The 20,991-nt window shown below is 64.8% G+C and carries 20 protein-coding genes; 9 read left to right on the top strand and 11 right to left on the bottom strand.

Annotation, left to right across the window (positions count from 1 at the left end; translation table 11 throughout):
• Positions 1-18 precede the first annotated feature (18 nt).
• Both NTCA1_RS28425 and NTCA1_RS02290 read right to left on the bottom strand, forming a co-directional pair.
• Positions 19-147: an entericidin A/B family lipoprotein gene (locus NTCA1_RS28425; RefSeq protein ID WP_086490364.1), complete on the bottom strand. Its 129-nt coding sequence runs from the start codon at positions 145-147 to the stop codon at positions 19-21.
• A gap of 149 nt (positions 148-296) precedes the next feature.
• Positions 297-431, bottom strand: coding sequence for an entericidin A/B family lipoprotein (locus NTCA1_RS02290; protein ID WP_086490500.1), 135 nt, complete (start codon positions 429-431; stop codon positions 297-299).
• A 171-nt stretch (positions 432-602) separates the two neighbouring features.
• On the opposite strand from NTCA1_RS02290, the gene NTCA1_RS02295 reads away from it, so the two are divergent.
• Positions 603-809 (top strand): hypothetical protein, encoded by a 207-nt coding sequence (locus NTCA1_RS02295; protein WP_086490363.1) that lies wholly within the window; start codon positions 603-605, stop codon positions 807-809.
• A gap of 12 nt (positions 810-821) precedes the next feature.
• Here NTCA1_RS02295 and NTCA1_RS02300 read toward each other — a convergent pair whose 3' ends face one another.
• The gene (locus NTCA1_RS02300) at positions 822-2,324 is read right to left on the bottom strand and encodes a CpaF family protein (protein WP_086490362.1); all 1,503 of its coding nucleotides are present in this window, start codon (positions 2,322-2,324) and stop codon (positions 822-824) included.
• A 259-nt stretch (positions 2,325-2,583) separates the two neighbouring features.
• Here NTCA1_RS02300 and NTCA1_RS02305 point away from each other — a divergent pair, with 259 nt between their 5' ends.
• A complete protein-coding gene (locus tag NTCA1_RS02305) occupies positions 2,584-3,897 on the top strand; it encodes a sulfatase-like hydrolase/transferase (RefSeq protein ID WP_159827860.1) in 1,314 nt (437 codons plus the stop codon).
• 85 nt (positions 3,898-3,982) lie between these two features.
• Here NTCA1_RS02305 and NTCA1_RS02310 read toward each other — a convergent pair whose 3' ends face one another.
• The 5 genes from NTCA1_RS02310 to NTCA1_RS02330 all read right to left on the bottom strand — a co-directional run bounded on the left by NTCA1_RS02310 (position 3,983) and on the right by NTCA1_RS02330 (position 8,805).
• Entirely contained in the window at positions 3,983-4,237 is a 255-nt protein-coding gene (locus tag NTCA1_RS02310) for an ATP synthase F1 subunit epsilon (RefSeq protein WP_086490360.1), read from the bottom strand.
• A 6-nt stretch (positions 4,238-4,243) separates the two neighbouring features.
• Entirely contained in the window at positions 4,244-5,701 is a 1,458-nt protein-coding gene (atpD, locus tag NTCA1_RS02315; RefSeq protein WP_086490359.1) for a F0F1 ATP synthase subunit beta, read from the bottom strand.
• 24 nt (positions 5,702-5,725) lie between these two features.
• Positions 5,726-6,607 (bottom strand): F0F1 ATP synthase subunit gamma, encoded by an 882-nt coding sequence (locus NTCA1_RS02320; RefSeq protein ID WP_159827863.1) that lies wholly within the window; start codon positions 6,605-6,607, stop codon positions 5,726-5,728.
• 100 nt (positions 6,608-6,707) lie between these two features.
• On the bottom strand, positions 6,708-8,237 hold the full coding sequence (gene atpA, locus NTCA1_RS02325; RefSeq protein ID WP_159827866.1) for a F0F1 ATP synthase subunit alpha: 1,530 nt from the start codon (positions 8,235-8,237) through the stop codon (positions 6,708-6,710).
• Between the two features lie 13 nt (positions 8,238-8,250).
• A complete protein-coding gene (locus NTCA1_RS02330) occupies positions 8,251-8,805 on the bottom strand; it encodes a F0F1 ATP synthase subunit delta (protein ID WP_159827869.1) in 555 nt (184 codons plus the stop codon).
• Positions 8,806-9,141: 336 nt separating this feature from the next.
• On the opposite strand from NTCA1_RS02330, the gene ada reads away from it, so the two are divergent.
• Positions 9,142-10,194: a bifunctional DNA-binding transcriptional regulator/O6-methylguanine-DNA methyltransferase Ada gene (ada, locus tag NTCA1_RS02335; protein ID WP_236549048.1), complete on the top strand. Its 1,053-nt coding sequence runs from the start codon at positions 9,142-9,144 to the stop codon at positions 10,192-10,194.
• Between the two features lie 39 nt (positions 10,195-10,233).
• Here ada and NTCA1_RS02340 read toward each other — a convergent pair whose 3' ends face one another.
• The gene (locus NTCA1_RS02340) at positions 10,234-12,399 is read right to left on the bottom strand and encodes a primosomal protein N' (RefSeq protein WP_159827875.1); all 2,166 of its coding nucleotides are present in this window, start codon (positions 12,397-12,399) and stop codon (positions 10,234-10,236) included.
• A 48-nt stretch (positions 12,400-12,447) separates the two neighbouring features.
• On the opposite strand from NTCA1_RS02340, the gene NTCA1_RS02345 reads away from it, so the two are divergent.
• The 6 genes from NTCA1_RS02345 to NTCA1_RS02370 all read left to right on the top strand — a co-directional run bounded on the left by NTCA1_RS02345 (position 12,448) and on the right by NTCA1_RS02370 (position 20,345).
• Positions 12,448-13,176: a DUF4197 domain-containing protein gene (locus NTCA1_RS02345; RefSeq protein WP_159827877.1), complete on the top strand. Its 729-nt coding sequence runs from the start codon at positions 12,448-12,450 to the stop codon at positions 13,174-13,176.
• A gap of 103 nt (positions 13,177-13,279) precedes the next feature.
• Complete coding sequence (gene fsa, locus NTCA1_RS02350) at positions 13,280-13,930, top strand: fructose-6-phosphate aldolase (protein ID WP_086490353.1); 651 nt, start codon at positions 13,280-13,282, stop codon at positions 13,928-13,930.
• Positions 13,931-14,051: 121 nt separating this feature from the next.
• Positions 14,052-15,866, top strand: coding sequence for a cobaltochelatase subunit CobT (gene cobT, locus NTCA1_RS02355; protein ID WP_159827879.1), 1,815 nt, complete (start codon positions 14,052-14,054; stop codon positions 15,864-15,866).
• Positions 15,867-16,044: 178 nt separating this feature from the next.
• The gene (gene cysS, locus NTCA1_RS02360; protein ID WP_159827881.1) at positions 16,045-17,508 is read left to right on the top strand and encodes a cysteine--tRNA ligase; all 1,464 of its coding nucleotides are present in this window, start codon (positions 16,045-16,047) and stop codon (positions 17,506-17,508) included.
• A gap of 135 nt (positions 17,509-17,643) precedes the next feature.
• A complete protein-coding gene (locus tag NTCA1_RS02365; protein ID WP_159827883.1) occupies positions 17,644-18,582 on the top strand; it encodes a D-2-hydroxyacid dehydrogenase in 939 nt (312 codons plus the stop codon).
• A gap of 89 nt (positions 18,583-18,671) precedes the next feature.
• Entirely contained in the window at positions 18,672-20,345 is a 1,674-nt protein-coding gene (locus NTCA1_RS02370; protein WP_159827885.1) for an acetolactate synthase large subunit, read from the top strand.
• A 47-nt stretch (positions 20,346-20,392) separates the two neighbouring features.
• Here NTCA1_RS02370 and NTCA1_RS02375 read toward each other — a convergent pair whose 3' ends face one another.
• Entirely contained in the window at positions 20,393-20,788 is a 396-nt protein-coding gene (locus NTCA1_RS02375) for a hypothetical protein (protein ID WP_236549049.1), read from the bottom strand.
• Complete coding sequence (locus tag NTCA1_RS02380; RefSeq protein ID WP_086490349.1) at positions 20,778-20,966, bottom strand: hypothetical protein; 189 nt, start codon at positions 20,964-20,966, stop codon at positions 20,778-20,780. The genes NTCA1_RS02375 and NTCA1_RS02380 overlap by 11 nt, the downstream gene beginning before the upstream one ends.
• Positions 20,967-20,991: the final 25 nt, after the last annotated feature.

Consider the following 20,991-nt stretch of genomic DNA (forward strand, 5'->3'; position numbering starts at 1 on the left):
CTTGGTGTTATGCCCCGGTCAGGTGGCGTTATCGACCGCGTTGGCGGCGGATTCGATATCCTGGCCTACCCCGCGCACGGTATTGCAGGCCGCCGCGCCGAGCACGATGCCGGATACTGCAAGAGCCAGGAGCGCTCTCCTGATCATGACTGCTTCACCCTTTCAAGAACGACGGTCGAAATGAACGTCTCTACCCGTCGCTAATCCATCCTGAAGAGGAGTGGAAGCGCATGATCGTAGCGGGGAATACCCGGCTGACCAAAGCGGCACTGCGCCGCTTTGGCCGGAGAGCACTATTACTGGTTGATGGCGTCGTCGCCGGCCTTGCCGACCGACTCGATGTCCTGGCCCGCACCCTTCACGGTGTTGCAGGCCGCGGCGGAAAATACGATGCCGCCTGCGACGAGCGCGAGAACGAGTTTCTTGACCATGGTTTGGTTCCTTTCTTGCGACTTCCCGGCCATGCGACCGGGATCGTTGGAGGCAACTCCCGGTCGGGCTTGCGGTTCCCAAGACGCTTTCGCTGACGGTTTCGCTGAAACTTTTCGGTCACACTGCTGACCGGGCTTTCGCTGGGCGCGATAAGGCGGCAATGGCCGCTCATGAGCGAATCCGACAAGATCATGGCCGTGACCGGAACCATCGCGGCCATGCTGGCGATGGTCGCCTGGATCGGCGATCGGCGCCGGATGAAGCGCCGGGATCTCGACCGGGTGGGCTTCATGCCCTGGACGACGGTGTTCTTCTTTGCCCTGATGGCGGCGGTGCTGCTGCTCGGCGTGGCGGGCAGGCACCTGTTCAGGGGATAAATAAGCGCCGGGTCAGAGACAGGCTTCCAGGAATGCCTGGTCGAAACCGAACTGGCGGGCCTTTTCCAGCGTGTAGGGGCGCAGGCCCGAGCTGCGGTATTCGCCGATGATCTTGCCGTCATCGGTCTCGTCCAGATATTCGAACTTGAAGAGTTCCTGGGTGACGATCACGTCGCCTTCCATGCCGATCACTTCGGTGATGTTCGTGGTGCGGCGCGAACCGTCGCGCAGGCGCTTCACCTGCACGATGATGTCCACCGACTCCGCGATCTGGCGGCTGATGGCTTCCTTGGGGATCTTGATGTCGCCCATCAGGATCATGTTCTCCATACGGCCCAGGCATTCCCGCGGGCTGTTGGCGTGGAGTGTACACATCGAGCCGTCGTGGCCGGTGTTCATGGCGGCGAGCAGGTCGAAGCACTCGGCGCCGCGGATTTCGCCCAGGATGATGCGGTCCGGGCGCATACGCAGGGCGTTCTTCACCAAGTCGCCGATGGTAATCGCGCCCTGGCCTTCCAGGTTTGGCGGGCGGGTTTCCAGCGGCAACCAGTGCGGCTGCTGCAGGCGGAGTTCGGCAGCGTCCTCGATGGTCAGCACGCGCTCGCCCGGATCGATCATTTTCGAAAGAGCATTGAGCATGGTCGTCTTGCCCGAGCCCGTGCCGCCCGAGATCACGACGTTCATGCGGCAGGCGCCCGCGATCTTGAGGGCCGTGGCCATCTTGTCGCTCATCGAGCCGAAGTCCTTGAGCATGTCGATGGTGATCGGCTTCTCGGAGAACTTGCGGATCGAGATGGCGGTGCCGCGGAGGCTTAGCGGCGGCACGATCACGTTGACGCGGCTGCCGTCCTTGAGGCGGGCGTCGGCCAGCGGAGTGGTCTGGTCGACGCGGCGGCCGACCTGGTTGACGATGCGCTGGGCGATCTGGAACAAGTGCTGCTCGTCGCGGAACTTGGTGGGGGCCAGCTGCAGGCGGCCCTTCTTCTCGATGTAGGTCTGGTTCGGGCCGTTGACCATGATGTCAGAGATGTCGGGATCGTTCAGCAGCTCTTCCAGCGGTCCGAAGCCGAGCAACTCGTCGATCAGCACTTTCTCCAGCGCGAACTGTTCGCGGCGGTTGAAGGTGATCTTGAGTTCGGCAAGGACCTCCATGATGATCGGGCGGAATTCCTCGGACAACTCGTCCTTGGTCAGCGTGGCGGCAGCTTCGGGGTCGACGCGTTCGAGCAGGCGGGGAAGCACCTGCTCCTTGATCTTGTGGATCGAGGCTTCGAAGCCGCTCTGCTCCGACTGACCGTCGTGAACGGCATTGGCGCGATCCGCGAGGCGCGACATGGCATCGTCGCGCAAGTTCTGCGGCGCCGCCGGTTCCGGGGCGGGGAGGGGGAAGGGATCGCCGGGAACAGGCGCGGCGGCGACATCTCCGCCGACCTTCAGCGGCTTGGCCACGCCGAACGCAGGCCGGGCTCCCTGGCCCAGTCCGCCCATCCCGCCACGTCGCCCGAATGCCGTCATTTCTTCATCAACCCTTTCAGCGCCGGAGCACCGTCAAATGGCGACAGGCCAGCGAATGGGCGCAGGATTAAGGTTGAAACTTTGATAACTTACTAATGGGGCGGAGGCTGGAACGGGATCTGCGCGATTTCGCTTAGTCAGCTGTTAACCATGCGTGGCTAACCAAGGCGCGAACGGGGAACAGGGGGCTTTCAGTCACTTGCCCGCCATGGACTTTGGGGGGCTGATGTTCAAATTCACTCTGTTTCGAAGTTTTTCGTTGCCGTTTGCGTTCTGGTGGGTGATCATTCCCAATATTGGCGCGATCGCGATGTGGCCGATCGGTGGGCCTCAGGCGGCGTTTCCGATTGCGGTATGCGGGCTTCTGGCCATCGGCTTCTGTCATTTCGAAAGCACCTGGCTGAAGCGGATCGGAATCGTGATCTGCTTTCTGCTCGCGGCGATGATGTATGTGGCCATCTCGTTCAACCTGAATGCGATGACCATCTTTTCGTCGCTCCAGTTCCTGACGGAACTCGATCTGTCGAAATCGCCGGAATATGTCCTGGCGATCGGGGTCATGATCCTGGCTCTCGGACTTGCCATAGCCTTCGGCCCGCGCACGCCGCGTCTTTCCACCTTCGACCAGAAGCTTGTCGGCCTCGCATTCGTGGGGTTCTTCATCCTCGTGGATGGCGCTGCCACGGCGGGGACGCGCGGATCGTACAAGATGAGCGCGCCAGCGGGCACACCCATCGATTCCGCCATCGGGCAGAACCGGCTTGCACCCGGTTCCGTCTCGGCGCGCAATCTGATCGTCATCTTGGTCGAGTCGCTGGGTGAGCCAAATAACCCACACGACCGGGCGCTGTTCGATGCGGCCTGGGGCGCGCAGCGCTGGTCCGCCCGTTATCAGGTCAGCCGCGGTACGAGCGCCTATTTCGGTTCCACCACCAATGCAGAACTCCGGGAACTGTGTTCGGTCTGGGCCGATTACGAGAGCTTCGATTTCGACGGTTCGCACTGTCTTCCGGCCCAATTCCGCGATGCTGGCTTCCATACGACCGCGATCCACAGTTTTACTTCGGACTTCTTCGAGCGCCACGCCTGGTATCCCAAATTGGGCTTTCAGGACCGTCTTTTCCTGCCGGAGCTGCTCGAACTGGATGCGCGGCGCTGCGGCGGCGTATTTGCAGGCGCCTGCGACCCGGACATTCCCGCTCTGATCGGTGACCGGCTGCGCAAGTCGGGGAACCAGCGCAATCTGATCTATTGGCTTACGCTCAACAGTCATTTGCCGGTGCCCGAGGATTATTCCCTGCGGACCGAGGATTGCCGCGTTTCGGACCCGGATTGGAACCGGGACTTCCCGATGCTCTGCCGGTCCTACATGCTGCAGAAGCGCCTTGCCGATGCCATCGCTCAGGAAGTGATGAAGGCCGATTTCCCCGAAGCCGATATCCTGATCGTTGGCGATCACATGCCGCCGTTCTTCCCGAGGGCGCTCCGCAGCCGTTATGACACCGGCCATGTTCCCTGGATCATGCTGCGTAGCAAAGCGGCGCTGCAACGTTCCAGAGACAGGCAAAGCTGAAACGAGGACATGACCTCCAACGAAAAAGGCCGCCCCGATCAGGGCGGCCTTTTCTTTTCCTGAACCTGAAGGTGTCAGCCGATCATCAGCCAACATGCTCCGCGAGCACGGTCAGGCCCTTGTCGCCCACTTCGGCGAAGCCGCCGGTGATGCGGATTTCTTCCGGGGCGGCGCCGTCGGTCTTGTAGACCTTCAGCGCGCCGTCGGCGATCGTCGACATGAAGGGCGCATGGCCCTCCAGCACGCCGAACTCGCCTTCGGTGCCGGGGACGACCACCATGTGGACGTCTTCCGAGCGGACGAGCTTGGCCGGCGTGACGAGTTCGAAGTGCAGAGCCATGATCGATTACGCCTCTTCGGCCAGCTTCTTGGCCTTTTCGACCGCTTCGTCGATGCCGCCGACCATGTAGAAGGCTGCTTCAGGAAGGTGGTCGTACTCGCCTTCGACGACGGCCTTGAACGACTTCACGGTGTCTTCGAGCTGGACGAACTTGCCCGAGATGCCGGTGAAGACTTCCGCGACGTGGAATGGCTGCGACAGGAACTTCTGGATCTTGCGGGCGCGGGCGACGGTGAGCTTATCTTCTTCCGAAAGCTCGTCCATGCCCAGGATCGCGATGATGTCCTGAAGCGACTTGTACTTCTGCAGGGTTTCCTGGACGCGGCGGGCGGTCTCGTAGTGCTCGGCACCGACGACGCGGGGTTCGAGAACGCGCGAGGTCGAGTCGAGCGGGTCGACGGCCGGGTAGATGCCCAGTTCCGAGATGGCGCGGTTCAGCGTGGTCGTCGCGTCAAGGTGCGCGAACGAAGCAGCCGGTGCCGGGTCGGTAAGGTCGTCTGCGGGGACGTAGATCGCCTGGACCGAGGTGATCGAACCCTTGGTGGTCGAGGTGATGCGTTCCTGCAGCGCGCCCATGTCGGTGGCGAGGGTCGGCTGATAGCCCACCGCCGAAGGAATACGGCCGAGCAGAGCCGACACTTCCGCGCCCGCCTGGGTGAAGCGGAAGATGTTGTCGACGAAGAACAGAACGTCCTGGCCTTCCTGGTCGCGGAAGTACTCGGCCATGGTCAGGCCCGAGAGAGCGACGCGGGCACGGGCGCCCGGCGGTTCGTTCATCTGGCCGAACACGAGCGCGACCTTCGAACCGTCCGAGGTGGCGTTGCCTTCGGCGTCCTTGGCGATAACGCCGGCGTCGAGGAACTCGTGGTAGAGGTCGTTGCCTTCACGGGTACGTTCACCGACGCCCGCGAAGACCGAGACGCCGCCGTGGCCCTTGGCGATGTTGTTGATCAGTTCCTGAATGAGAACCGTCTTGCCCACGCCGGCGCCGCCGAACAGGCCGATCTTGCCGCCCTTGGCGTAAGGGGCGAGAAGGTCGATGACCTTGATGCCGGTGACCAGGATCGAGGCTTCGGTCGACTGGTCGATGAAGGCCGGGGCTTCGGCGTGGATCGGGGCGAACATGTCCGAACCGACGGGACCACGCTCGTCGATCGGATCGCCGACGACGTTCATGATGCGGCCGAGGGTCTTCGGACCGACGGGGACCGAGATCTGCTTGCCGGTGTTGGCGACGGGCTGACCGCGGGTCAGGCCATCGGTGCCGTCCATGGCGATGGTGCGGACGGTGTTTTCACCGAGGTGCTGCGCGACTTCGAGAACCAGCTTCTGGCCGTTGTTCTCGGTCTCGAGCGCGGTGAGGATCGCCGGCAGTTCGCCTTCGAAGGTGACGTCGACGACGGCGCCGATGATCTGGCTGATCTTGCCAGTGGCAGTCTGGTTTAGCACGGGTGCGGTGGCCATTTTGGTTTCCTTGCCTGCGGTTACTTACAGCGCTTCCGCGCCAGCAATGATTTCAACGAGTTCAGTCGTGATCGCGGCCTGGCGGCTGCGGTTGTACTGGATGGTCAGCTTCTTGATCAGGTCGCCCGCGTTGCGCGTCGCGTTGTCCATCGCGGTCATCGACGCACCCTGTTCGGAGGCGGCGTTTTCCAGGAGGGCACCGAAGAGCTGCGTGCGCAAGTAGCGCGGCAGCAGCGCGGCGAGGATTTCCTCTTCTTCCGGCTCGTATTCGGTCACGGCGTCCGCACCGGCGGTGGCCGCAGCCGCCTTGGGCGCGGGAACGGGGATGATCTGCTGATCGGTCGGTTCCTGAAGCAGCGCCGAGCGGAACTTCGAGTAGAACAGATGCGCGACGTCGAACTTGCCGGCCTCGTAGAGGGCGACCAGTTCGTTGGCGATGCGTTCGGCTTCGTCGAAGCCGGGGTCACGCACGTCGGTGGTGTCGAACATGTGCGCGATCTGCTTCGGGAACTCGCGGCGCAGCGCCGCGCGGCCCTTGCGGCCGACGAGGTAGAACAGGACGGTCTTGCCCTGCGCTTCCAGTTCCTTCGCCTTGAGGCGCGCAGCCTTGACGATGTTCGAGTTGAACGCGCCGCACAGACCCTTGTCCGAGTTGGCGACGACGAGCAGATGCACCTTGTCGCTACCGGTGCCGGCGAGCAGCTTGGGGCTGTTCTCGCTGACCGTGATCTTGCTCGCGAGCGAGCCCATCACTTCGGCCAGACGCGCAGCGTAGGGGCGTGCCGATTCGGCAGCGGCCTGCGCCTTGCGCAGCTTGGCCGCGGCGACCATCTGCTTGGCCTTGGTGATCTTCTGGGTCGACTTGACCGAGTTGATGCGGCCCTTGAGTTCCTTGAGCGAAGCCACTCAATTTTCTCCATTCGTCATCCCAGCGAAGCTGGGATCTTTTGCAACCAAGCTGGGCCTGGCCGAGAGCGAACCCCGGCTTGCGCCGGGGCGGCCCAGATCAGGCGAACTGCTTGGCGAAAGCGTCGAGCGCGGCCTTGGTCTTGCTCTTGGCTTCGTCGCCGAAGTCCTTGGTCGTGCGGATCAGCGCGAGGACATCGGCATGCTTTTCGTGCATGAAGTCGAGCATTTCGGCTTCGTACTCGGTGACCTTCGAAACCGGCAGGGCATCGAGGTAGCCGTTGGTGCCGGCGAAGATCGACACGGTCTGCTCTTCGAACTTCAGCGGCGAGAACTGCTTCTGCTTGAGCAGTTCGGTCAGGCGCGCACCGCGGTTGAGGAGCTTCTGGGTCGAGGCGTCGAGGTCCGAACCGAACTGGGCGAAGGCCGCCATTTCGCGGTACTGCGCCAGCTCCAGCTTGATCGAGCCGGCAACCTTCTTCATCGCCTTGGTCTGGGCCGAGCCGCCGACGCGCGAGACCGAAAGACCGACGTTGATGGCCGGACGGATGCCCTGGTAGAACAGGCCGGTTTCAAGGAAGATCTGGCCGTCGGTGATCGAGATCACGTTGGTCGGGATGTAGGCCGAGACGTCGCCCGCCTGGGTTTCGATGATCGGCAGGGCGGTCAGCGAACCGGCGCCGTTTTCGTCGTTCATCTTCGCGGCGCGCTCGAGCAGGCGGCTGTGGAGATAGAACACGTCGCCCGGGTAGGCTTCGCGGCCCGGAGGACGACGCAGCAGCAGCGACATCTGGCGGTAGGCGACGGCCTGCTTGGAAAGGTCGTCATACACGATCACGGCGTGCATGCCGTTGTCGCGGAAGAATTCGCCCATCGCGGCGCCGGTGTAGGGCGCGAGGTACTGCAGCGGCGCGGGCTCCGAAGCGGTGGCGGCGATGACGATGGAGTATTCCATCGCGCCGTTCTCTTCGAGCTGGCGCACGATCTGCGCGACGGTCGAGCGCTTCTGGCCGACGGCGACGTAGATGCAGTAGAGCTTCTTGCCTTCGTCGTCGCCCTGGTTCGCTTCCTTCTGGTTGATGAAGGTGTCGATGGCGACGGCGGTCTTGCCGGTCTGGCGGTCACCGATGATCAGCTCGCGCTGGCCGCGGCCGACGGGAACGAGGGCGTCGATCGCCTTGAGCCCGGTCTGCACGGGTTCGTGAACCGACTTGCGCGGGATGATGCCGGGCGCCTTGGCTTCGACGCGGGCGCGCTGTTCGGTGACGATCGGGCCCTTGCCGTCGATCGGGTTGCCGAGAGCGTCCACCACGCGGCCGAGCAGGCCCTTGCCGACGGGAACGTCGACGATGGTGTTGGTGCGCTTGACGCTGTCGCCTTCCTTGATCTCGGCGTCCGAGCCGAAGATCACGACGCCGACGTTGTCGGCTTCGAGGTTGAGCGCCATGCCCTGAACGCCGTTGGCGAACTCGACCATTTCACCGGCCTGGACCTTGTCGAGGCCGTGGATGCGGGCGATGCCGTCACCGACCGACAGAACCGAGCCGACTTCGGAAACCTGGGCTTCGGTGCCGAAGCTGGCGATCTGGTCCTTGATGACCTTCGAGATTTCTGCTGCGCGGATATCCATTGTTCTGCCTTTCTTAGCCCTTCATGGCCTGGGCGAGCGAATTGAGACGAGTGCGGATCGAGCTGTCGATACGCTTGGACCCGATGGTGACGACCAGACCGCCGAGCAGGTCAGGGTCGACCGTGGTCGTGACCTTGACCTTGCGGCCTTCGCGCAGTTCCAGCTTCTGGCGCAGTTCCTCGACCTGCTGGTCGGTCAGCGCGTGCGCGGACGTGACTTCGGCGGTCGATTCGCCGCGCTGGGCGGCAGCGATCGAGGCGAAGGCGCGGATGATCTCGGGCAGGGCGAAGAGGCGGCGGTTGGCCGCGAGCACGCCCAGGAAATTCTTGGTGAGCGGCGCCAGGCCGAGCACGTCGGCAACGGCTTCGATCGCCTTGCCGGCAGCCTTGCGGCTGACTTCGGGATTGCGAATCAGTTCGCCCAGGTCGCCGCTTTCGCGAATGGCGAGGCCGATCTTCTCGAGGTCGGATTCGACCGTCGTTACGGTGCCGTTCTCGCTGGCAAGATCAAACAGCGCCGAAGCGTAGCGTCCTTGCAAGCTGGCCTTGATGCCGCCGGAATTCTCCACGCGTGTCCTATCCTTACATCGGGTGGGCTGGGACACTTTGGGGCGCACGACAATGACGTGCCCCCCGGCCCGCAGACGGGGCGCGCATAGCGGCGATAGTGTCATGATGCAAGCTGCGGGAGGCAGGCTGGGGACAACGACAGGGAAAGCGCTTTAAAAGCAAAGGGCGGGAAGTATCGCCCGGACGGCGGCTGCAAGATCGGGACACACGATTGAGCGGAGTTTGCCATGACTTATCGAATCAGCGATGAGGCCGGTCCCCTCGGGACCGCCCATGCGATATATAGCGGCGGGGGGAGTCCGAGGATCCCGCAAGGCGGAAGATGGAGAGCGGCTGTGAGCGGGAACGGGAGCGGGAACGAAAGCGGCGTAAGCGACGATCGCGCCTGGCAGGCGGTCCAGTCGCGCGACCGCACCTTCGACGGCCGCTTCGTCACCGGCGTGCTCACCACCGGCATCTATTGCCGTCCGTCCTGTTCGGCGCGGCACCCCCGGCGGGAGAACGTGCGCTTCTTCGGCGATGCAGGCGCGGCGGAGCGGTTCGGCTTGCGGGCCTGCCTGCGCTGCCGTCCCAACGACGTCTCGCGCGACGAGGAAGCCGTGGCTTCGGCGCTGCGGATGCTGGATTCGGATGAGGAGAAGCTGCCGGGCCTGGCCGATCTGGCGGAAGCCGTTGGCTATAGTCCCTCGCATTTCCAGCGTGTGTTCAAACGTTCCGTCGGGCTTTCCCCGTCCGAATATGTCCGGGCGCGGCGCGTGGAGCGAGCCGGGGATGCGATGAGCGGCGGCGCCAGCGTGACCGAGGCGATCTACGAGGCCGGGTTCGGCGCGAGTTCCCGGTTCTACGAGGCCAGCGAGGGCAGGTTGGGGATGGCCCCTTCCGCCTGGCGCGACGGCGGGCGCGGCGCGACGATCCACTGGGCGGTCGTGGCGACCAGCCTGGGCAGGATGCTGGTCGCGGCGACTGGCAAGGGCGTTTGCCGTCTCTCGTTCGACGAAGGGCGCGAAGAGCTTGCCGCGCGGTTTCCAAAGGCGGAACTGATCGAGGGCGGTGCGGCGTTCGAGAGCCTGCTCGGAAGCGTCGTGGCGGCGGTGGAGCAGCCGGGGCAGTCGCGGGCGATCCCGCTGGACGTGCAGGGAACGGCCTTTCAGGAAGCGGTCTGGCGCGAGTTGCAGCGCATTCCTCCGGGTGAAACCCGCAGCTACGCGCAGATCGCGGCGGCGGTCGGCAAGCCCGGCGCGGTGCGCGCGGCGGGATCGGCCAACGGCGCGAACAACGTGGCGGTGCTGATCCCCTGCCACCGCGTGGTCCGCTCCGACGGCACGATCGGCGGCTATGCCTATGGCGAGGCGATCAAGCGGGAACTGCTGAAGCGCGAACAGGGGTGAACCTGCCGTCGTCCGGGACGACGATCATTCCTATCCGATTCACACGAACGAATAAGGGTCAATGTCGATGTTCACCCTGACCCCGCGGGGGAACTGAAGCGGTTCCAGCCACTCGCGCAGGGTCTTCTGCAATTCCGCCGAGCGCCGGGCATTGATCAGCAGGCGAAAGCGGTGGCGGCCCCGCAGTAGCGAGAGCGGGGCGGGGGCAGGGCCGAGCACCAGCATGTCGGGATGGTTGGGCGCGGTGCCGCCGATGGCGCGAGCCGCGGCCTTGGCTTCGGCCTGGTCTTCCGAGGAGACGATGATCGCCGCCCAGCGCCCGAACGGTGGCGCTCCGGCGTCGCGCCGGGCTTCGGTCTCGGCGGCGTAGAAGGCGTCGCGATCTCCGGCGGCGAGCGCGGAAATGACCGAGGCTTCGGGATGGCGCGTCTGGATCAGCACTTCGCCGGGCTTTTCGCCGCGGCCGGCGCGCCCCGCGACCTGCGCAACCTGCTGATAGGTGCGCTCCGCCGCGCGCAAGTCCCCGCCCTCAAGGCCGAGATCGGCATCGACGACGCCCACCAGCGTGAGGTCGGGGAAGTGATAGCCCTTGGTGACGAGCTGGGTGCCGACGATCACGTCGATCGCCTTGCCTTCGGCCTTGGCGACGAATTCGCCGACGGCCTCGGCCGTGTTCATGGTGTCCGAGGTCACCAGCGCGACGCGGGCTTCGGGAAGGACTTCCGCCACTTCGTCGGCGATGCGCTCGACGCCGGGGCCGCAGGCGACGAGGCAATCGCCGGTGCCGCATTCCGGACAGGCATCGGGCACGGGCACTTCATGGCCGCAGTGATGACAGGCGAGGCGCTGCGAGAAGCGGTGCTCGACCAGCCAGGCCGTGCAGTTCGGGCACTGGAAACGGTAACCGCAGTGGCGGCAGAGCGTCAGCGGCGCATAGCCCCTTCGGTTGAGGAACAGAAGCGACTGTTCGCCGCGCGCCAGCCGTGCCTTCATTTCCTCGACGAGACGCGGGGCAAGCCATTTGCCGCGCTCGGGCGGCTCCTGGCGTAAGTCCAGGATCTGGATGTCCGGCAGCTGGGCACCGCCGAAGCGCGCGGGCAGGTCGATCTTGCGATAGATGCCCGCCTCGGCCAGTTGCATCGATTCGAGCGCCGGAGTGGCGCTGGCCAGAACGACCGGGATCGCTTCGAACTTGGCCCGCATCACGGCCACGTCGCGAGCATTGTAGCGCACGCCATCGTCCTGCTTGAAGGATATCTCGTGCGCCTCGTCGACCACGATCAACCCCAGCTTCGCGTAAGGCAGGAACAGGGCCGAGCGCGCGCCGACCACCACTTGCGCCTGACCGGCCACGATCGCGCGCCAGGCGCGGCGGCGCTCGCTGGACTTGAGCGAGGAATGCCAGAGTATCGGCGCCACGCCGAAGCGGTGCTCGAAGCGGCGCAGGAAGTTCTCGGTCAGGGCGATCTCGGGCAGCAGGACCAGCACCTGCCGCCCCAGCCGCAGGGCTTCGGCCACCGCCTCGAAGTAAGTCTCGGTCTTGCCGGAGCCGGTCACCCCGTCGAGCAGGAAGGGCGCGAACTTGCGCGCGCGGACGGCCTCCACGAAGACATCGGCGGCGGCCTGCTGGCCTTCGGAAAGCGTGGGCTGGGCATGTTCGGGGCGGCCAGGCGGATAAGGGCGGTCGAGATCGACCACTACCGGCTCCAGCAGGCCCGCGCCGACCATGCCGCGGAGTACGCCCTCGGAGACGGAAGCCAGCTCGGCCAGTTCCTTGATCGAAGCCTGCTCGCCTTGAAGCGCATCGAGGGCCGCCGCGCGCTGCGGGGTGAGGCGCGCCGGTTCCGCGCCGGTCAGGCGATATTCGGTGGTCGTGCCGCCGCCGCGCAAGGCCGCCATGCTGCCGAGCGCCATGCGCGCCACGGAAGAGAGCGAGGCGCAGTAGTAGTCCGCTGTCCATTCGATCAGGCGGCGCAGGCGTTCCGGCAGGGGCGGGACCGGCAGCGCTTCGAGAAGCGGCCGCAGCTTCGATTCCGGCACGTCCTGCGCGCTCAGGCGTTCGGGTTCCCAGACGATGCCAAGGACCTGCCGGGGGCCGAGAGGCGCAATCACTACGGATCCGAATTCTATCGCCATGCCCTCGGGGACGCGGTAGTCGAGGACGCCGAGCGCGGCGTTGAAGACAAGGATTCGGACGCGTTTCATGTGGGTTGCATATAGGCATTGCTGCCTGGGGGCGTGAAGGAGTTGATGATGGCAAGCTGGGGAATGGGGGATAATTCGCAGGGTATGGATGCCGACTGGAGCCGTCGCGGCGTTTTGATGGGGCTTCTCGCCACCGGCGTGATGATGCTTCCCGCCTGCTCGGCGATAGACAGCATGGGCGGCGGAACGGGCCGTTCGGCCAGTGCCGATCCGGTGCGCCGCCTGATGCGCACGTCCTCCGAAAAGGCCTTTGCCTGGCTCGGCCAGCCGGAAGGTTTCTGGACCAGCCCCGTCGCGCGCATTCCGCTGCCGGTGCTGTTCGGCCGTCCGGGGCGGACCACCAGCGGCGTGCTGAAGTCCAAGGCGTTTCGCGACAAGCTGCAATACCAGCTCAACCTCTACGCAACGCCGGGTGCGCGCGTGGCGGGGCCGCTGGTGCTGAACACGGCCCAGAGCGTTCCCATCCCCGATCCGGCGGCGGTCCTGCAGGGCGGCAATACGGCGGCTACCACGCTGCTGCGCCGTGCCATGGGGCCCGCCCTGGTCAATGCCATGATCCCCGAAATCGAGCGCGCCATGCGCGAGGCGCAGGATACCACGCTCAACCAGGCGATTGCTGCGCTCAAGGGCGTGACCGTTCAGGACACTGCCCATGCGCTGGCGCTCGATGCCGACAACGGCATCTGGTACGAGATCGGCGCTGCGGAGGCGAATATCCGCCAGAACCCTGCCGAAACCAACGATGCCGTGCTGATCGGCGCGCTGAAGCAGGGGTGATTTGCGAGGGTAGCGGGGAAGGGCGCGCTTCCCTATAGGGAGCGCCAGAATCGACGGGGCCGCCGCGTTCCCGTCGCCGCCTCGTACCTACAGGAACCGCGCCATGAAGTTCTTCGTCGACACCGCCGACACCAACGACATCGCCGAACTCGCCGCCACCGGCCTGCTCGACGGCGTCACCACCAACCCTTCGCTGATCGCCAAGTCCGGCCGTGACTTCCTGGAAGTCACCAAGGAAATCTGCGGCCTCACCGATGGCCCCGTCAGCGCCGAAGTCGTCGCGCTCGACCATGAAGGCATGATGCGCGAGGCCGAAATCCTGCGCAAGATCGCCGACAACGTCTGCATCAAGGTGCCGCTCACCATCGACGGCCTGAAGACCTGCAAGGCGCTCACCTCCGACGGCACGCTCGTCAACGTCACGCTGTGCTTCTCGGCCAACCAGGCCCTGCTCGCCGCCAAGGCGGGCGCGTCGTTCGTGTCGCCCTTCGTCGGCCGCCATGACGACAACGGCTTCGACGGCATGGACCTGATCCGCGACATCCGCCTGATCTACGACAACTACGCCTTCGAGACCGAGATCCTCGCCGCCTCGATCCGCCACCCCGTCCACGTCCTCGAATGCGCCCGCATCGGTGCCGACGTGGCGACGATGCCGCCGGCCGTGATCAAGAACCTCGTGAAGCACGTCCTGACCGACAAGGGCATCGAAGGCTTCATGGCCGACTGGGCCAAGACCGGCCAGTCGCTCTGATCTGAACGACGTCGTCCCGGACCTGATCCGGGACGACGTTTTCTCCTTCTTCTCTGCAGCGCCTCCTTCAACGCGCCATCCCGGCTTGCACCGGGCGGACTAAGCCGCCATTGAGCGTGCCATGTCCGAAGAAACTCCCGTCGATCGCTTCAAGCTGGCCCTGACCGGCGCCTCGCGCGCGATCGCGCACGATGCCGAGGTCGAGGTCAACTGGACTGCCGACGCTCCCAGCTCCACCGGCCAGACGTTCCGCGTGCCGATGCCCGGGCGCTCGGTTCCGCGCGATGCGGCGATGCAGGCCCGCGGCTATGCCGACAGTTTCGCGCTGCGGCTGCGCCACCACGATACCCGCTTGCACATGCGCAACGCCCCGGCCGATCCCTCGGCACGGGCCTGTTACGACGCGGTCGAGACGGTGCGCTACGAAGCGCTCGGCGCCAACAGCTATGACGGCATGCGCGCCAATCTCGACGCCTCGCTCGAAGCGCGCATCGCCTCGGACCCGATCTCACGCGCGGACAGCCCGGACGGCGTGCCGATCCCGACCGCGCTGGCGCTGCTGCTGCGCGAGCGGCTTACCGGGCAGCCGGTGCCGGAATCGGCCCAGTTCGGCGTCGACATGGTGCGTCGTTGGATCGAATCGAAGGCTGGCGATGATTTCGAGGCCCTGGCCGATTCGATAGAAAACCAGAAAGCCTTCCAGAAGCTCTCGCTCGACATGCTCATGCACCTGGAGATGACCCAGGCCGAGCAGATCGAACAGCCGCCCGAAGACGCCGAGGACATGGACGGCGACGAGGAGACCGAGGAAGACGAGAGCGGCGACGAAAGCGGCAAGGAAGAGCAGCCCACCGAAATGGCCGCCGAACCCTCGAGCGGCCAGGACGAAGGCGAAAGCGAGGCCGAGGGCGAGAACTCGGACGAGATGGAAGACGGCGAAGAGGGCCAGGAAGGCGAGGAGGGCATGATGCCCGTCCGTCCGAACCGCCCCTGGACCGACATTCCCGACAGCTTCGACTACAAGGTCTTCACCGAGGCCTACGACGAGGTCGTGGTCGCTTCCGAGCTGTGCGACGATGAGGAACTCACGCGCCTCCGCGCCTATCTCGACGCCCAGCTCAAGGGGCTTCAGGGCGTCGTCACCCGGCTTGCCAATCGGCTTCAGCGCCGGCTCATGGCGCAGCAGAACCGTTCGTGGGATTTCGATCAGGAGGAAGGCCTGCTCGATGCCGCGCGGCTTGCCCGCGTCGTTGTCTCGCCCGGCCAGTCGCTGTCCTACAAGGTCGAGCGCGACGTGGAGTTCAAGGACACCATCGTCACCCTGCTGCTCGACAATTCGGGCTCCATGCGCGGAAGGCCCATCTCGATCGCCGCCATCAGCGCCGACGTGCTGGCCCGCACGCTTGAGCGCTGCGGCGTCAAGGTGGAGATTCTCGGCTTCACGACACGCGCCTGGAAGGGCGGGCAGAGCCGCGAATCCTGGCTGGCAAGCGGGCGTCCGCAGCACCCCGGCCGCCTCAACGACCTGCGCCACATCATCTACAAGAAGGCCGACGAACCCTGGCGCCGGGCGCGCAAGAACCTGGGCCTGATGATGCGCGAAGGCCTGCTCAAGGAAAACATCGACGGCGAGGCCCTGCTCTGGGCGCACAACCGCATGCTCGCCCGGCCCGAGGACCGGCGGATCATGATGGTGATTTCCGATGGCGCGCCGGTGGACGATTCGACGCTCTCGGTAAACTCCGCCGGATATCTGGAAGCCCACCTTCGCCGGGTGATCGAATGGATCGAATCCAAGAGCCCGGTCCAGCTCGTCGCCATCGGCATCGGCCATGACGTGACGCGCTACTACCGCCGCGCAGTGACGATCATGGACGCCGAGCAACTGGGCGGCACGATGATCGAGCAGCTTGCGGGATTGTTCGAGGAAGAGTGAGGGCTCGAGAATGCCGTCGTCCCGGACTTGATCCGGGACCGCTGGCAATTCTTCAGGCGATAGCTTCCGTCAGGGCGCCTGCCGCAAGGTGAGCTGTTCACGGCCAGCGGTCCCGGATCAAGTCCGGGACGACGAAGGATTGACCTCGCCTCGGCCAGCCGCTTATGCGCGGACGCCTATGACCGATGCATCTTCGCTGACGCTGTTCAACAGCCTGACCCGCCAACTGGAACCGTTCCAGCCCGTCCACGAGGGCGAGGCGCGGGTCTACAGCTGTGGTCCGACGGTCTACAACTATCCCCATATCGGCAATATGCGCGCCTATGTCTTTGCGGACATCCTGGGCCGGACGCTGAGCCACAAGGGTTACAAACTCACCCACGTCATCAACATCACCGACGTCGGCCATCTGACCGACGACGCCGATGCGGGCGAGGACAAGATGGAGAAGATGGCGCGGGCCCAGTCCCAGTCCATCTGGGACATCGCCGCCCATTACACCCAGGCTTATTGGGCCGACATCAAGGCGCTCAATATCCGCCAGCCGGCCAAGTGGTCGATTGCGACCGACTATGTGCCGCAGATGATAGAATTTGCCGAGAAGATCGCGCCAAGTCACTGCTATGAATTGGAAAGTGGCCTCTATTTCGACGTCTCTACCGTTTCCGACTACGGCCGCCTTGCGCGGGCAGTGACGGATGAGGGCGAGGGCCGCATCGAGGCGGTAGAGGGCAAGCGCAATGCGGCGGACTTCGCGATCTGGCGCAAGACCCCGGCGGGCGAGAAACGCCAGATGGAATGGGATTCGCCCTGGGGCAGGGGCGCGCCGGGCTGGCATCTCGAATGTTCGGTCATGTCGGGCGACCTCCTGGGCTTCCCCTTCGACATCCACACCGGCGGCATCGACCACCGCGAGATCCACCACCCCAACGAGATCGCGCAGAACCAGGCGTTCTGCTGCATGCCCGAAGAGGCGTGCAGCCTCGACGTGCCCGCAAATTCGGGCGCCAAGGTGTGGATGCACAACAATTTCCTTGTCGAACGATCGGGCAAGATGAGCAAGTCCTCAGGCGAATTCCTGCGCCTGCAACTGCTGATCGACAAGGGCTACCACCCGCTTGGCTACCGCATGATGTGCCTCCAGGCGCATTACCGCTCGGAGCTTGAGTTCTCGTGGGAAGGCCTTGCCGCCGCGCTCGTGCGCCTGAAGCGCATGATCATCGTGGTCGAGCGGCTGGGCGACGTCGAGGCGGGCGATGCAGGGCACCCGAAGCTGGCGCCTATGCTCGAAACGTTCGAGAAAGCGATCGGGGACGATCTCAACACCGCCGTCGCGCTCACCGCGCTGGAGGATGTGCTGGCGGCCAAGAAGGTGGACGCCTCGGCCAAGCGTGCGGTCGTGGAGCGCATGGATGCGGTGCTCGGCCTCGACCTCTTCGGCACGCGCCGTGCCGACTTGCGCCTTCGCCCCAAGGCCGCCGAAATCACCGAGGCCGAAATCGAGGACGTGCTCGCCCGCCGCAAGGCTGCCCGCGCCGAGAAGGACTTCGCCACCTCTGACGCCCTGCGCGACGAACTGGCGGCGAAAGGCGTGGAAGCGATGGACGGCGATCCGCTCGGCTGGGAATGGAAGCTGGGTTGACGGTGTGAGCGGCGCGGGACCGCTCCTGCATCAACTGGTCTTGCATTAACTGCAGCTTCGAAGGCCTTGCCAAGGCAACGGACGGTCCCGATCACGGGTTAAAGCCCTGAAACGGGCCATATCTCGGAGTTCGCCATGACCATCGCCATCATCAACGCCAAGTCGCGCGCCTTGCTGGAAGGGCGCCTGCCCGAAGGCATCGAACCGCGCTGGTTCGAGAGCGAGGAGCAGCTTCTGGAGCTCGCGCCGCTGGCGCAGGTCGCCTGGCTCGATCCGGTCGCACCTGCCGTCGCTGCCGAGTTCATCGCCGCGGCGGACAGGCTGGTCTGGTACATGGCGCTGTCGTCGGGGGTGGACTGGCTTCCCCTTTCGCTGCTGGCGGAGCGCGGCATCCAGTTGACGAACGGCTCGGGAATACATGCCCAGTCGGTGGCCGAATATGCCGTCATGGGCATGCTCACGGTGGCCAAGGGCTGGCGCGAGGTGGTGCGCGCGCAGGATAGGCATGAGTGGCTGGCGCAGCCTCCGGGGAAGCGCGAACTTCTGGATTCGAAAGTGCTGGTGGTCGGCGCGGGCGAAATCGGGGGGCGGATCGCCGAGATCCTGCGGGCGTTCGGCGCCGATGTCACCGGCGTGCGTCGCCGCCCGGGTCCGGGGGATCTCGGCGCGGACGATTGGCGGGCCGAACTCGGCCGGTTCGACTGGGTCATCGCCGTGGTGCCTTCCACGCCCGAAACCCAGCGGATGTTCGCAGAGCCCGAGTTCGCGGCGATGAAGCCGGGGGCGGTCTTCGTCAATTTCGCGCGGGGGACGGTGATCGAACAGGACGCGCTGCTGGCGGCCATCGACTCGGGCCATCTCGGCGGCGCCTTCCTGGATGTGACCGAGCCGGAGCCGCTTCCGGCCGATCATCCGCTATGGTCGCGCGAAAATATCCATATCTCGATGCATCTTTCAGGCCGCGCGCAGGACACGCTTTTCGAGCGCGGATCTTCGCGGTTTCTCTCCAATCTCGGACGCTTCGCAAGCGGAGAACCGCTCGAACATCTGGTCGATCTCGCGCAGGGGTATTGAACCGGCCACCACTTTGGCCAGATGCGGGCCATTGATATCCTCGCCACATTTGCCGAGAAACTAGTGAAACGGTTTCGGGAAAGATGCACATGGCAGAGAGCGACAAGCGCAAGGCGTCCGATCTTTTCGTCGAATGCCTGGAAGCGGAGGGCGTCGAGTACATCTTCGGCGTTCCCGGCGAAGAAAATCTCGATTTCCTCGATTCCCTGTCCCGCTCGAAGAAGATCAGATTGATCCTGACGCGCCACGAGCAGGGCGCGGGGTTCATGGCGGCCACTTACGGGCGGCATACCGGGAAGGCGGGGGTCTGCCTTTCCACCCTGGGGCCGGGGGCGACCAATTTCGTCACGGCAGCCGCCTATGCCACGCTCGGCGGCATGCCGATGATGATGATCACCGGCCAGAAGCCGATCAAGAAATCCAAGCAGGGCCGGTTCCAGATCCTCGACGTCGTCTCGATGATGCAGCCGATCACCAAGTATGCGCACCAGATGGCAAGCTCGGACAATATTCCCAGCCGCGTGCGCGAGGCTTTCCGCGTTGCCGAGGAGGAAAAGCCCGGCGCGGCTCATATCGAGCTGCCGGAAGACATTGCCGATGAATATACCGATTCGCGGCCCATCGCCCGATCGACGGTAAGACGACCGACCGCCGACGGGAAATCGATCGCGCAGGCCGTGGAGGCCATGCAGAAAGCGCGGCGGCCGGTTCTGGTGATCGGCGCCGGCGCCAACCGCAAGATGACCAGCAAGATGCTGGGCGAATTCGTCGAGAAGACCGGGATTCCCTTTCTCACGACCCAGCTCGGCAAAGGCGTGATCGATGAGCGGCATCCCCGTTTCCTGGGCTGCGCGGCGCTGTCATCCGGCGATTTCGTCCACCGGGCGATCGAGGATGCCGACTGTATCGTCAATATCGGGCACGACGTGATCGAGAAGCCGCCGTTCTTCATGCATAACGACGGCACCCGCGATGACCGTGTGGTGATCCATGTCTCCACCAAGACGGCGGAAGTCGACCCCGTCTATTTCCCGCATATCGAAGTGATCGGCGATATCGCCAATGCCGTGTGGCAGATCAAGGAAGCCATCACGCCGTCGGACAAGTGGAATTTCGAGGCCATGCTCGGCTACCGCAAGGCCGAGATCGCGCATACCGACAAGCTGGCCGCCGACGAGCGCTTCCCGATCTTCCCGCCGCATCTCGTCAGGCAAGTGCGCGAGGCACTGCCGGACGACGCGATCGTTTGTCTGGACAACGGCGTCTACAAGCTCTGGTTCGCGCGGGGCTACTGCGCGAGCAAGCCGAATACCGTGCTGCTCGACAATGCCCTGGCATCGATGGGCGCGGGCCTGCCCTCCGCCATGGCCAGCGCGATGGTCTATCCGGGGCGCAAGATCTTCGCGGTCTGCGGGGACGGCGGCTTCATGATGAACAGTCAGGAGATGGAAACCGCGGTTCGCCTGGGGCTCAATCTCACGGTGCTGATCCTGAACGACAATGCCTATGGCATGATCCGCTGGAAGCAGGCCAACATGGGGTTTGCCGATTTCGGCCTGACTTACGGCAACCCGGATTTCGTGAAATATGCCGAGAGCTACGGCGCCAACGGCTACCGCGTGGAAAGCGCGGCGCATCTGGCGCAGTTGCTGGCTCATTGCCGCGATGCGCCGGGGGTTCATGTGATCGATTGTCCCGTCGATTATTCCGAGAACGACCATATCCTCAATACCGAGATAAAGGCGCTTTCGCTGGCGCTCTGAGGGAAAGGGCAGGGCTGCGACGCCCTCCCCTTTCCGTTTGCCGCTATTCAGCCGTCTTCCAGCATCAGCAGCTCCAGTTCGAGTGTCAGGCAGGGCGGCGGCCCGGCGCGGTGATCGGTCTCGGTCACGGCGGCATCCGCGACGAGCTGGCGGGGGATGGTGAACTCATGGTCGGGCAGGGCCTCGATCAGCCTTTCGCCGTCGGCGATGGCCTCGCTGCCGGTAAAGGCGAGCGCGACGCCATGGCGTGCCCCGGAAAAGGTGGCGCTGCTCCAGGGGCGTTCGGAATGACGTAGGAACTCCGCGCGCGGCCCGGCCAGTTTCAGGATTTCGGCCAGCAGGGATAGCCAGGGGCCGCGCGAAAATGCGCGGGGCGCGGCATCGCCCATGGCCTTTCGAGCCGACTGGAGCATCGAGCGGTCATGGGCAAAATCAACGTGCATAGGGGCTCTCCAGATAGGTCGTCATGAACAGGCGCACGCGCGCGGCGGTGCCTGCCCGAGGCTGGCGGCCGTTGCGCAAGTCGCCGACGAATCGCGGATCATGGGCGGCAAGGCGCCCGAACGTCGTCCACGGCATCCGCGTCAGCCGCAGGAAGCGCTCGATCTGGCGTAGAAGCATGGGACGCTGGCCTCCGACCTTGCGG

This window comes from Novosphingobium sp. TCA1, assembly GCF_009811895.1.
Classification (GTDB): domain Bacteria; phylum Pseudomonadota; class Alphaproteobacteria; order Sphingomonadales; family Sphingomonadaceae; genus Novosphingobium; species Novosphingobium panipatense_A.